Origin of the sequence: Chryseobacterium sp. CH25 (genome assembly GCF_004119455.1) — a bacterium.
Lineage (GTDB): Bacteria > Bacteroidota > Bacteroidia > Flavobacteriales > Weeksellaceae > Chryseobacterium.
Map to the genome: position 1 here is coordinate 313,488 of NZ_NRQT01000002.1, position 12,070 is coordinate 325,557.

Consider the following 12,070-nt stretch of genomic DNA (forward strand, 5'->3'; position numbering starts at 1 on the left):
CGTACACATTATTTAAAAGTCAGGGTTTATGAAGAAATTGTGGCTATTGTTGCTTCCAATTGTATTTTTATTATCTTTTACAAAAGTATGGCATCCTTATCATGTAGGATCCGTAGAGATTAACTATAGCTCTAAGTCTAAAACATTTGAAGTCACAGGCAGATTTTTTCTTGATGATCTGGAAAATGGTCTCGGGAAAAAGTATGGTGGAACTTTTCATTTCAATGATGACAAGTACAAAGCAAAACTTAATGAGGCACTGTCTAAATATTGCCAGGAATATTTTAAACTGAAAACAGACAATAAATTTCTTAAGGTAAATTATATAGGATATGAAGAAGACCAGGAATCTGTAAATGTCTATTTAGAATCAGAGCCTGTTGCCAATCCTAAAAAAGTAGAAACCGCTGTGAGTTTTCTATACAACCTCTTTGATGACCAGATCAATATTGTTCATATCATTGTAAACGGAGACCGAAAGAGTGAAAAATTAGCCTATCCTAATCGATATATGTATAAACAGTTCTAGTTTTCCAACTGAATCAAAGCGTTGACCCCTTTTGCGTGAGCCAGAAGGTCAGGGAAAAAGTCATTATAACATTCCTGAAGAAAATCTTTATTACTTAAAAAAGCTTCAAAAACAGGAATATCCTTATCCAGATACTTTGCTTTGTTCAATACATTTTGAATGCTGAATTTAATTCCCCAGTCTTCACGGTAATTATAAAGCCAGTCATCATGTTCCATTTTTGCCAGCATTCTTTTGAAATTTTCAGGGAGCCATTCTTCATTGGCATTTAAAATACTATAGACACGTAAAGAATGTGCCTTCCATTGGGCAAGAGAATTCAGAGAAAGATCATTAGCTACAAAATAATCCATGGAAACATCTACAAAAGCTCCGGCATAAAGTCTTACCAACGGAGCGAAAACTTTTTTAGCTTCATGAATGGCTGGGTGTGAGTCTGTGAAGGTATCTATGGCTCTGTGTAAAGTAATTCCATCCTGAATATCCTTAGGGAAAGAAAAACGATCCCTGTTTCGGATAAAATCTTCCAAAAACTGGCCGACAACTTGTCCGTCAGTGAACGTGAGAAAAGAATGCGCCAGATAATTCATAAACGAATATAAAAATTTTTAAACAAAGTTTGGCTATTGCTTACTGTTTCCACCCAAACTCCTTTTTCAATTTCAAGATATCTAAACTCAATTTTGTTTAAAGTGACTTCTTCGGGTGAAATCAAACTGAGATGAAGTTCATCATCATTTATCTTACATTTAAACTGTACAGGAAATGAAAAAGGATTCTGAACCTGAAGATCCTTGTAACCATACACTACTGTGCAGTCTGAACCTAAAGGAGTAAAACGCTCCTCTTCCTTATAAATATCCATAGAATGTGGATATCTTTCCAGAATATTTAATCCGGATTGAAGCGCCAGATGATATAAAATAGAAGAAAACTGACAGATCCCACCACCAAAATCACTTGAAACAGTATTGTTGATGAGGTTTCGTCCTTCCTTAAAATTATTCTTTTCACTAGGCTTTCCAACCATTTTCCAGAAAGAAAATACTTCACCGGGATGAAGAACCAGGTGATTAATCTTATCACCTACAACTTTTAAATTGTGAATTTTATTTTGATGAAAAGCTCCACTTTTAATGATTTGCTTAAGTTGTACAGAATATTCACCAATATTTTCTGTACGATATTCTTTAGGATAGATATAATTGTTGCTTTGTTCATCGAAATATCGCTGCAAAAGTTTCATCTGCAGTTTCCATGAATGAGGAAGCCATTTTTTTAATTGCTGCTTCATATCTTTTCTAAAACAGTAATGTGATAGGATGCCCAATTCTTTAGAAAAGTGCGACAAAGAAAAATATCTAAAGGCAGAAATAATTTTCGGATGGCTTTTGGCAGCCTGTGAATCGGGAAAAATAAGACTCCGGTTGTATTTTTAACTTTCCAATGATCTTTTGAGAGCTCAGCAACATCTGAAACCGAAAGGCTGTTGCCTGCATGCCAGTCTTCCTGTGGAGAAACAGATTTCTTTCTGCTTTTTACAGGATAATCAAAGATCAGCGTTCCGTTTTTATTTAACTTCTGATAGCATTCATTTAAAAATGCTTTTGTTTCTTCCCGGTTTTGATGCATAATGACATGAAAACAGAAAATGCAGTCGAATTTCTCATGAAAAGGTATTCCTGAAATTTCACCTACTGCCAGAATTTTTTCAGGATGTTTTTCACGGGCAACATTCAGCATATTTTCACTGAAATCTGTGCCGTGAGTAGCAAAATTCAATAACCGGCCTGTTCCGCAGCCCAGATCCAGAACTTTTGTGTATTTTTTGTCTTGGAAATAAGAAGTTAAAAAAGCTCTTTCCTGTTGGTCAATATATTGGCCGTATGAGTTTCCGAAACGGTTCTCATCATAGGATTTAGCAAGGTTGCTGTAATATTCCAGAATACTTGTTTTCATCATTTAAAAATCTTGTGTTAAGATCATTAATTTTATTGATTTCTACAATTTTTATTCTGGGTTTTTGTTTTTTTTAAATTAAAATCACCAACCTCAGGGATTTTTTTATAGAGGCTGGTGATGTTGTATTTTCTTTAAAAAAGTCTTTCGTGGAAATCTTCAATTTTACTTACTTCTTCAATTTTGATCCCGAATTTTCTTTTCGGAATTTTGTTAAGATTGGAAACGAATATTTTTTCATAGCCCAGCTTTTCTGCTTCAGTAATTCTTTGTTCAACCTGAGCAATAGGACGAATTTCCCCACTTAACCCAATCTCTCCGGCAAAACAATAATGCTCTGAAATGGCTATGTCTTCATTGGAGGAAAGAACAGATGCAATAACAGCCAAGTCCAAAGCCGGATCATCTGTTTTTATACCTCCTGTAATATTAAGGAAGACATCTTTAGCTCCTAATTGGAAACCAGCTCTTTTTTCAAGGACTGCTAAAAGCATATTCAATCTTTTTGAATCAAACCCGGTACAGCTTCTTTGAGGAGTACCGTAAACAGCTGTGCTTACCAAGGCCTGAATTTCCAAAAGCATCGGTCTGTTTCCTTCTAAAGTTACCGCCACAGAATTTCCGGAAAGCTCTTCAAATTTCTTGGTAATAAGGATTTCTGAAGGGTTTTTGATTTCCTTCAAGCCCTGGGAGATCATTTCATAAATTCCAATTTCAGAAGTAGATCCAAAACGGTTTTTGTTCGCTCTCAATAATCTGAAAAGGTGATTTCGGTCTCCGTCAAAATTTAAAACCACATCTACCATGTGCTCCAATACTTTTGGTCCGGCAATTTGGCCGTCTTTGGTAATATGACCTACCAAAAATACAGGGACACTATTTTCCTTAGCATATTTAATGATCTCATTGGAGCATTCTCTGATCTGAGAAACCGTTCCTGGAGAACTTTCTATTAATTGAGACTGAAGTGTCTGGATAGAATCAATGATCATGAAATCTGGTTCCAGTTTTTTAGCTTCGTGGAGAATTTTTTCTAATGAAGTTTCTGTAAATAGGAAACAGTTCGGGTTTTGAATATCCGTTAATCTGTCTGCTCTCATTTTAATCTGAGAAGCACTTTCTTCCCCTGAAACATAGAAGATTTTTTTCTTCATTTTTAAGGCAAGCTGAAGGAGTAGGGTAGATTTCCCGATTCCCGGCTCACCACCAATCAAAGTAACGGAACCTAAAACAATTCCACCCCCAAGAACACGGTTCAGTTCTTCAGAAGGTGTTTTAAGTCTCGGTTCTTCACTGGTTTCTACCTCAATGATATTGATGACATGTTGTTTCGTTTTTGAGAAGGGAACCGCTTTGCTATTAGGTTTTTCCACCACTTCTTCCACAAGAGTATTCCATTGACCGCAGTTTTTACATTGCCCCATCCATTGGGAATATTGAGATCCACAGTTTTGACAGAAATATGCCGTTTTCAGTTTTGCCATACTGCGAAGTTATAAAAAAAGCATTTTTTTCGAGACTTAAATGGGTTAAAAAATATCAAAGATCAGAATAGAGCAATAATGAGATTGATTTCCTAGGTTATCAGAATCTCGTTTTGATGTTTTTGATCTATCTCTATTGTAAATAAAAAAAATACCTAGGTTTTATGGGTGTTTGAAGTGTGTTTCCGTATTTTCAAAATCTAAAAGATTGCTTTGTATCTCTTTTTCCCATAACTTTGCACAAACCTAATCTAATGAGTAAAAAGAATACAAAATACATCTTTGTGACAGGAGGTGTTACTTCATCTTTGGGAAAAGGAATCGTTTCTGCTTCTCTGGGACTATTGCTAAAATCACGCGGTTTTAACGTAACGATCCAAAAACTTGATCCTTATATCAATATCGACCCGGGAACTTTGAATCCTTATGAACACGGAGAGTGTTATGTGACTGAAGATGGTGCGGAGACGGATCTGGATTTAGGTCACTACGAGCGTTACCTTGATGCTCCTACATCCCAAAACAACAACGTTACTACAGGAAAAATCTACCAGACTGTAATTGAAAAAGAAAGAAAAGGAGATTTCCTTGGAAAAACAGTTCAGGTAATTCCTCATATTACTAACGAAATTAAGCGTAGAATTAAAATCCTTTCTAAACAAAACTACGATATCATCATTACTGAGATCGGAGGAACAGTAGGGGATATTGAATCTTTACCATACATTGAAACTGTTCGTCAGTTGAAATGGGAATTGGGAGAGAACAATTCTATGGTGATTCACCTTACTTTATTGCCTTACCTAGCTTCAAGTGGAGAGTTAAAAACAAAACCATCTCAGCACTCTGTTCGTCAGTTGATGGAAAGCGGAATTATGGCTGATGTATTGGTTTGTAGAACTGAACACAAAATTCCAAAAGATCAGAGAGCAAAATTGGCTCAGTTCTGTAACGTTCCATTAGAAAACGTTATCGAATGTAAGGATATGGAAACAATCTATGAAGTTCCAATGTATCTTCAGAAGCAAAACTTTGATGATGTAGTATTGAAAGAGCTGGATCTGAAAAGTGATAAAGATGCTGATCTTAAAGACTGGAAAACTTTTGTGAAGAAATTCCAGAACCCTAAGAAAACTGTTGAAATTGCATTGGTAGGAAAATACGTTTCCCTTCAGGATTCTTACATTTCTATTGCTGAAGCATTCAAACATGCCGGAGCTGACCTTGAAACTGAAGTAAAAGTAAGATGGGTATACAGTGGAGATATTACAGAAGAGAACATCAAAGAGACTCTGAAAGGAGTAAACGGTATTCTTGTAGCTCCAGGTTTCGGAGACAGAGGAATTGAAGGAAAAGTTCTTACTGCAAAATATGCAAGAGAAAACAATATTCCAATGTTGGGAATCTGTTTAGGAATGCAGATTATGACCATTGAATTTGCAAGAAATGTTTTAGGACATACGAAAGCAAACTCTATGGAATTTGATACAGCAACTCCGGATCCTGTAATTTCAATCATGGAAGAGCAGAAAAATGTAATTGATAAAGGTGGAACAATGCGTCTTGGAGCATGGAAGTGTGCGTTGAAAAACGGATCTAAGCTGCACGATATCTATGGAAGCAAAAATATTTCTGAAAGACACCGTCACCGTTATGAATTCAACAGTGATTATCTTCAGGATTTTGAAAAGAATGGCTTCTTAGCTACAGGAACAAACCCGGAAACAGGATTGGTAGAAGCATTGGAATTACCAGGTCACCCATTCTATGTTGGGGTACAGTATCACCCAGAATACAAGAGTACGGTAGCTACACCGCATCCTTTATTCAGAGCTTTCATTAAAGCTTGTGAAACTTCTAAGTAAGATGTTTTAGTGTGGGAAGAGTATTAAATTCAACCCCACAATAACAAATAAGGTAATTTTTTACCATAAACGTCTATTCATAAACTCAGGTTGATTTTTCTCAGCCTGAGTTTATTATATACTAATGTATTATAGTATAGAGTTTTGATAAAAAAACAGTATTTTTGTCAGCTCAAATTTGCTACAGATTTATAAGTTTTCTTATAGGATTGTAGCAAGCCCATAAATAGGAAATTTTAATTATAACAAAAATAAAATGCAACAAAACAACGGAATCGATAAGAAGCAGATGATTAGTTTCGCGGTTTTATGCCTGATTCTTTTCGGTGCAATGTTCTATTTCCAGAACAAGCAGATGAAAGAAGAAGAGTTAAAAGCTCAGCAGCAGAAAACGGAACAGGTTAAAAATGCCGTAAAACAAGCTCAGGCCACCAATATCAATCCAAATGTAACTCCTAATGCGATTCAAACCGCTAATTTGTCTAACAAAGAACTGAATATTGAATTCTCAAGTTTAGGAGGACAGGTTTCTAAAGTTCAGCTTTCAGAATACAAAGCATACAATAATAAAACGGATCAGGCTGACCTTCCGCTTTATCTTATCAATAAAAATAATTCAAACTACGGTTTTCAGTTTAAAGACAAAACAGGGAAGGTTATCAATACTAAAGATTTAGTTTTCTCACCTGCTGTTAATGGAAACGCTGTAACAATGACAGCAAACTATAATGGTGCTGTTATTCAGTTTATTTATACATTACTTCCTAAATATACCCTTGATTTTAAAGTTAGAACTCAAGGTCTTGCAGCAGTTACTTCTGATAACAAGGCAGACTTTATCTGGGATTATAGCGTAAGAAATCTTGAAAAAGGTAGAGCTCAGGAACAGTCTCACTCAGAATTCTCTTATGCTTTCAATAATTATAAAGATTATGATTATGATGGAAGAACAACAATGGATGAAGAGAAAGAGACTCTTAACTGGATTGGGGTAAAACAACAGTTTTTCACTTCTGTTATTGAAGCTAAGAACGGGTTTACTCAAAGTAAAGGTAATCAGGAAAATGTAGAAGAAGGAGAATATCTGAAGAAGCTTAATTATGAAGGTTTTGTTCAGATGACCGGAAGCGAGCTAAACCAGGACTTTACATGGTATTTTATGCCGTTGGATTTACCATTATTGAAGTCTTACGATAAAAACTTTGATGAAATTCTTCCATTAGGATGGTCATTCATTGGAGCAATGAACCGTTATTTCTTCATGTGGTTATATGCAATTATCGCTGGTTGGGGATTATCTGCTGGTTGGGTAATCTTTGTAATGACAATTATTGTAAAACTAATCTTATCACCAATTATGTACAAACAGCACAAGCTGAGTGCAATGATGAAAGTGATTCGTCCGGAAATTGATGAGGTGAATGCTAAATTCAAGGATGCAGATCCGATGAAGAAACAGCAGGCTACAATGGAAGTATACAGAAAAGCCGGAGTAAATCAAATGGCGGGATGTTTACCTGCATTAGTACAGATTCCAATCTTCTATGCGTTATTCCGTTTCTTCCCGAACTTTATTGATTTAAGAGGGCAAGGGTTCTGGTTTGCAAAAGACTTAACTGCTTATGATGACTTGATTAAGTTACCATTTAAAGTTCCATTCCTTGGAGATCACTTAAGTATCTTCGCATTGGCTTGTACGATTGTTATCTTGATTTATACAGTAATGACATCAGGAAACATGCAGCAGCCACAACAGGAAGGGATGCCAAATATGAAAGTATTAATGTATATCTTCCCGATTACATTCTTATTCTTCCTGAATACTTCAGCATCTGGTCTTTCCTGGTACTATTTTGTATCGAATGCCATTAACATCTTAATCATCCTTGTGATTAAATATGTCATTCTTGATGAGAAGAAAATTCATGCTCAGATTCAGGCTAATAAAGAAAAGCCGAAGACGGAAGGTAAATTCCAGAAGAAGATGAGAGAAATGATGGAGCAGGCTCAACAGCAGCAACAGGCTCAGGGAAAAAATAAAAAGAAATAATAGATCATCTATCATAAAAAAGAGAAGCAATTTGCTTCTCTTTTTTATTTATATCATGTTTTGATTAATCATATTTCAATCTGAAAGACTGTCGGTGATGGATTGTTGGGCCATGCTTAATAAGAGCTTCCTGATGTTTTTTTGTAGCATACCCGAAATTAGTATTCCAGCCATATTCAGGGTATTCTTCGTGAAGTTCTATCATTAACCTATCCCTGTAATTTTTAGCAAGAATAGAAGCAGCAGCAATAGATAATACTTTTGAATCTCCTTTAATAATACACTGATGAGGAATATAATTATAAGGATGGAATTTATTGCCATCAACCAGAATAAGTTCCGGTGTTATCGTGAGCTGATCTAACGCACGGTGCATGGCATGAATACTTGCATTAAGAATATTATGCTCATCTATGAATGCCGGTGGAAGCTCTGCAATGGCATAATTTTTCACATTATCCTTGATATAGCTGTCCAGATCCATTCTGGTTTTAAAGGTTAGCTTTTTAGAGTCATTAACCAGGTTCTGTTTGAAATCATCGTCTAAAATAACAGCTGCTGCCACTACCGGTCCGCTTAAACATCCTCTTCCTACTTCATCACATCCCGCTTCGATATAATGATCTGTCCATTTATGTAATAATTCCATTTTTATATGTGATATACGAGGTGTAAAATTATAAAAAAGAAATTTATTTCCTGTTTCTTAACATAAACTATATAGAATATTAGAACTCTGATGGAAAGATTTATAAATGAATCTCGATGTAAGGGATGCATAAACATTAATTATAAATGAGTTTTATTGAGGCCCTTTTAGTCTTATATTTATTCTATTGGCGTATTGATATGTTTTATATTTTTCTCTTATAATTTTGCTCGTGCTTCGCTTTTTACGACGAAATTTTAGGAGATTTTATAATGAAAATAAACTATGCTTCACATGGTATGCTTTATAATAATGGCTGTTTTTCTTTAATTGGTTTGGTTTATTATATTGTAATACAGTGTTTTATGTGGGTTTTTGTGAGTTTTTAAAATAGAAAATATCAATTAATTTGATAATTAATATATCTTAAAAAATACTAATTGTTTTTTTTGTAATTTTTGTTAAAAAATTGAATTTTAACTTATTTTAATAGTTTTGAAGTGGTTATTTTTTTGAATATTTAAACAATTGATATTTTTTTTGAATTTTCCTTTGTGCTTTTAAGAAAGTTTTACAAATTTGTACGGATACAAAATTAATTTGATATGAAGAAACTAACTACGAGTCTGCTTGTTGTGGTTTTGTCTTCTTCTGTTGCACTTGTTAATGCTCAACAGAAGAAAAATGACACCGCTTCTCAGACTAAGGAAATTGAGGGTGTAGTGGTAACAGCACTTGGTATTAAGAGAGAAAAGAAAGCTCTTGGATATGCTTCTCAAGAAATCAAAGGGGATCTTATTTCCGATGCAGGACAGACAAATGCTGTTAGTGCATTATCCGGAAATGTTGCGGGGGTCCAAGTTACCGCTCCTTCTTCTATGGGAGGATCTACAAGAATTACAATGAGGGGGATCAGTTCCGTTACAGGAGAAAACCGTCCTTTAATTGTTGTGGATGGAGTTCCTTTAGATAACTCAAATATTAACAATGTTGATACTCAAAGAGGAGCTGGAGGTAGAGACTATGGAGATGCTACATTTGATATCAATCCTGACGATATTGAAAGTGTAACAGTGTTAAAAGGGGGACCGGCAGCTGCATTATATGGATATAGAGCTGGAAACGGAGCCATTATCTATACTACAAAATCTGCTAAGAAAGGAAGAACTGAAGTTCAGTTTAATACTGGAGTTTCCTTTGAATCTATTTACATCAGACCAAAATTGCAAAATCAGTATGGAGGTGGTTCAGAATTAGCCTTACAAACTCAAGTAATTGATGGTGTAACTTATAATCTTCCTGAATTTGGAACAGATGAAAGCTGGGGACCTAAATACGACCCGAATTTATATTATTTAGGATGGGACTCATTTGATCCTGAATTTGGTGGTCAATATATGAAGTTGAAAAAATGGGTTGCTCCTAATAAAGATGTTGATGACTTCTTTAGAGTTGGAACGAATTATACAAACAACATCTCTGTTGCTAAATCATTTGAAAATACGAACGTAAGATTATCTTATACCAATACAAAAATTAACGGTATTGTACCGAATTCTGAAATTAAGAAAGACAATTTCAGTTTAAATGTTAGCTCTAAATTATCTGATAATTTAAAAGCTGACGCATTATTTAATTATGTTCATACTGCAGGTTTCAACAGACCGGAACAAGGATATGGAGATAATTCAGTTGCACAGAAATTTTATCAGTGGGGACAAAGACAGCTTGATTTTGCAGAATTGCAAAATTATAAATTGTCAAATGGAAGACAGAGATCATGGAACAGAACATCATGGGATGATGGTACTCCAGCCTTCTCAGATAACCCTTACTGGACTATCTATGAAAATACTTCTGACGATAACAGACATAGATTCTATGGAAATGCTGGGTTAACGTATAATTTCTCTAAGAAAGTATATGTTTCCGGTAAAGTATATGGAGATACTTATTCACAGACAATCACTTCGAGAGTAGCTGTTGGATCAGCTGCACAATCTGAATACAATGTTAGAAAAAGTAACAATTCTGAATTCAACTATGAAGGAAGATTGCACTATAATGATAATTTCGGAGATTTCAGTTTAAATACCTTTGCTGGATTTAACATTATGGACCGTAAGTGGGACATCATGGAGGGTAATTCTGTTGGAGGATTAATTATCCCTAATTTATATAATTTAGCTAACAGTAGAGAAATACCAAAGGCAAGTAACTTATCTTATCACCTAGGAGTACGAAGTCTATTTGCATCGGTTTCTTTGGGGTATAAGGACTTCTTATTCTTAGAGGCTACAGGTAGAAATGATTGGTTTTCTATGTTGAAGGACGATCAGTTCTATCCTTCAGTAACGGGTAGTTTTGTGTTCTCCAAAGTTCTTAAAACAGACTGGATCTCTTTTGGTAAAGTAAGAGCAGGATGGTCTAGAATTGCTGGAGGTTCTGATCCATATATCAGAGGAACTTTTGCATCTATAGGAACTGCATTCTCGGGAAGCCCTATTTATTCTATGCCTAATATTAAAGGTAATCCAGATATTAAACCTGAGATCAAAACAACCAAGGAAATTGGTTTAGAAATGAACTTCTTCAAAAATAGATTTGGATTTGATGTTACCTATTATGATGTGAGAAGTACAGATCTAATTATTCCTTTACCAATTGATCCTGCAACCGGATATGGATTCAAAAGAACAAATGCCGGGTTGATGACCAACAAAGGTATCGAAGCAATGGTTAATATTACCCCTGTAAGAACTTCTGATTTCTCTTGGGATTTTACATGGAACTTTACGAGAAACCGAAACAAACTTGAAGAATTACAAGGAAATCTTGAAAACTATATCCTGACTAATGCTCCGTTCAGAGTACAGTTAGCCGCTCAGGTTGGATATTCATATGGGGTAATTCTGGGAACTGATTTTGTATATGATGCAAATGGTAATAAGGTAGTAGATGCAAATGGACGTTATAAAGCATCAGGGATTAAGCCTTTAGGTTCAGTACTTCCTGATTACAATATGGGATTCAGAAACTCTTTCAAATATAAAAGTTTTGGATTATCTTTCCTGATTGATGTTCAGCAGGGAGGTAAATATTTCTCAACAACTCATATGTGGGGGATGAATAACGGGATGCTTGAAGAAACTGCTCTTGGTGGAAATAGAGAAGCTGGTGTAATTCTTCCAGGTGTTAAAGAAAATGGAACTCCTAACGATATTCGATTAGATGCTGCAACATGGGGGAAATCATATTATAACACTGTTGATGCACAGAATGTTTTTGATGCAAGTTACATTAAGTTAAGAGATATTACTTTATCTTATGATTTGCCAAAATCATTTATAGGTAATTCTATTCAAGGTATCAGAGTATCAGCGTTTGCAAGAAATCTTTTCGCTTGGAACCTTGACTTCAAGGGAGTAGATCCAGAGAATACCTCTTATGGATCAGGTAATATTCAAGGGTTAGAAGGTGGTTCTTTACCATCTACAAGGATGTATGGAGTTAATGTGAATTTTAAATTTTAAA

General features: G+C 35.1%; 9 protein-coding genes. 4 read left to right on the plus strand and 5 right to left on the minus strand.

Features of this window, described 5'->3' with window-relative positions; genetic code table 11:
• Positions 1–28: 28 nt before the first annotated feature.
• Complete coding sequence (locus BOQ64_RS06870; RefSeq protein WP_129054462.1) at positions 29–529, plus strand: DUF6702 family protein; 501 nt, start codon at positions 29–31, stop codon at positions 527–529.
• Here BOQ64_RS06870 and BOQ64_RS06875 read toward each other — a convergent pair.
• The 4 genes from BOQ64_RS06875 to radA all read right to left on the minus strand — a co-directional run bounded on the left by BOQ64_RS06875 (position 526) and on the right by radA (position 3,972).
• The gene (locus BOQ64_RS06875; RefSeq protein WP_129054464.1) at positions 526–1,119 is read right to left on the minus strand and encodes an ACP phosphodiesterase; all 594 of its coding nucleotides are present in this window, start codon (positions 1,117–1,119) and stop codon (positions 526–528) included. The two genes, BOQ64_RS06870 and BOQ64_RS06875, sit on opposite strands and share 4 nt — an antisense overlap.
• Positions 1,116–1,823 (minus strand): VanW family protein, encoded by a 708-nt coding sequence (locus tag BOQ64_RS06880; protein WP_129054465.1) that lies wholly within the window; start codon positions 1,821–1,823, stop codon positions 1,116–1,118. The genes BOQ64_RS06875 and BOQ64_RS06880 overlap by 4 nt, the downstream gene beginning before the upstream one ends.
• Positions 1,820–2,488: a class I SAM-dependent DNA methyltransferase gene (locus BOQ64_RS06885; protein WP_228448249.1), complete on the minus strand. Its 669-nt coding sequence runs from the start codon at positions 2,486–2,488 to the stop codon at positions 1,820–1,822. The genes BOQ64_RS06880 and BOQ64_RS06885 overlap by 4 nt, the downstream gene beginning before the upstream one ends.
• Before the next feature lie 134 nt (positions 2,489–2,622).
• Positions 2,623–3,972, minus strand: a complete 1,350-nt coding sequence (gene radA / locus BOQ64_RS06890) for a DNA repair protein RadA (protein ID WP_129054469.1) — start codon at positions 3,970–3,972, stop codon at positions 2,623–2,625.
• A 254-nt stretch (positions 3,973–4,226) separates the two neighbouring features.
• Between radA and BOQ64_RS06895 the strand changes: the two genes are divergently transcribed.
• Both BOQ64_RS06895 and yidC read left to right on the plus strand, forming a co-directional pair.
• Positions 4,227–5,837, plus strand: coding sequence for a CTP synthase (locus tag BOQ64_RS06895; protein WP_129054471.1), 1,611 nt, complete (start codon positions 4,227–4,229; stop codon positions 5,835–5,837).
• A 256-nt stretch (positions 5,838–6,093) separates the two neighbouring features.
• On the plus strand, positions 6,094–7,887 hold the full coding sequence (yidC, locus tag BOQ64_RS06900) for a membrane protein insertase YidC (protein ID WP_129054473.1): 1,794 nt from the start codon (positions 6,094–6,096) through the stop codon (positions 7,885–7,887).
• Positions 7,888–7,951: 64 nt separating this feature from the next.
• On the opposite strand, the gene BOQ64_RS06905 is transcribed toward yidC, so the two are convergent.
• The gene (locus tag BOQ64_RS06905; protein ID WP_129054475.1) at positions 7,952–8,536 is read right to left on the minus strand and encodes a ribonuclease HII; all 585 of its coding nucleotides are present in this window, start codon (positions 8,534–8,536) and stop codon (positions 7,952–7,954) included.
• 605 nt (positions 8,537–9,141) lie between these two features.
• Here BOQ64_RS06905 and BOQ64_RS06910 point away from each other — a divergent pair.
• Entirely contained in the window at positions 9,142–12,069 is a 2,928-nt protein-coding gene (locus tag BOQ64_RS06910; RefSeq protein WP_129054477.1) for a SusC/RagA family TonB-linked outer membrane protein, read from the plus strand.
• Position 12,070 lies beyond the last annotated feature (1 nt).

What these genes read in the sequence shown, in the direction of transcription:
- BOQ64_RS06870 (WP_129054462.1), top strand. Translation starts at nt 29, where the DNA reads ATGAAGAAATTGTGGCTATTGTTGCTTCCAATTGTATTTTTATTATCT.
- BOQ64_RS06875 (WP_129054464.1), bottom strand. Translation starts at nt 1,119, where the DNA reads ATGAATTATCTGGCGCATTCTTTTCTCACGTTCACTGACGGACAAGTT.
- BOQ64_RS06880 (WP_129054465.1), bottom strand. Translation starts at nt 1,823, where the DNA reads ATGAAGCAGCAATTAAAAAAATGGCTTCCTCATTCATGGAAACTGCAG.
- BOQ64_RS06885 (WP_228448249.1), bottom strand. Translation starts at nt 2,488, where the DNA reads ATGAAAACAAGTATTCTGGAATATTACAGCAACCTTGCTAAATCCTAT.
- radA (WP_129054469.1), bottom strand. Translation starts at nt 3,972, where the DNA reads ATGGCAAAACTGAAAACGGCATATTTCTGTCAAAACTGTGGATCTCAA.
- BOQ64_RS06895 (WP_129054471.1), top strand. Translation starts at nt 4,227, where the DNA reads ATGAGTAAAAAGAATACAAAATACATCTTTGTGACAGGAGGTGTTACT.
- yidC (WP_129054473.1), top strand. Translation starts at nt 6,094, where the DNA reads ATGCAACAAAACAACGGAATCGATAAGAAGCAGATGATTAGTTTCGCG.
- BOQ64_RS06905 (WP_129054475.1), bottom strand. Translation starts at nt 8,536, where the DNA reads ATGGAATTATTACATAAATGGACAGATCATTATATCGAAGCGGGATGT.
- BOQ64_RS06910 (WP_129054477.1), top strand. Translation starts at nt 9,142, where the DNA reads ATGAAGAAACTAACTACGAGTCTGCTTGTTGTGGTTTTGTCTTCTTCT.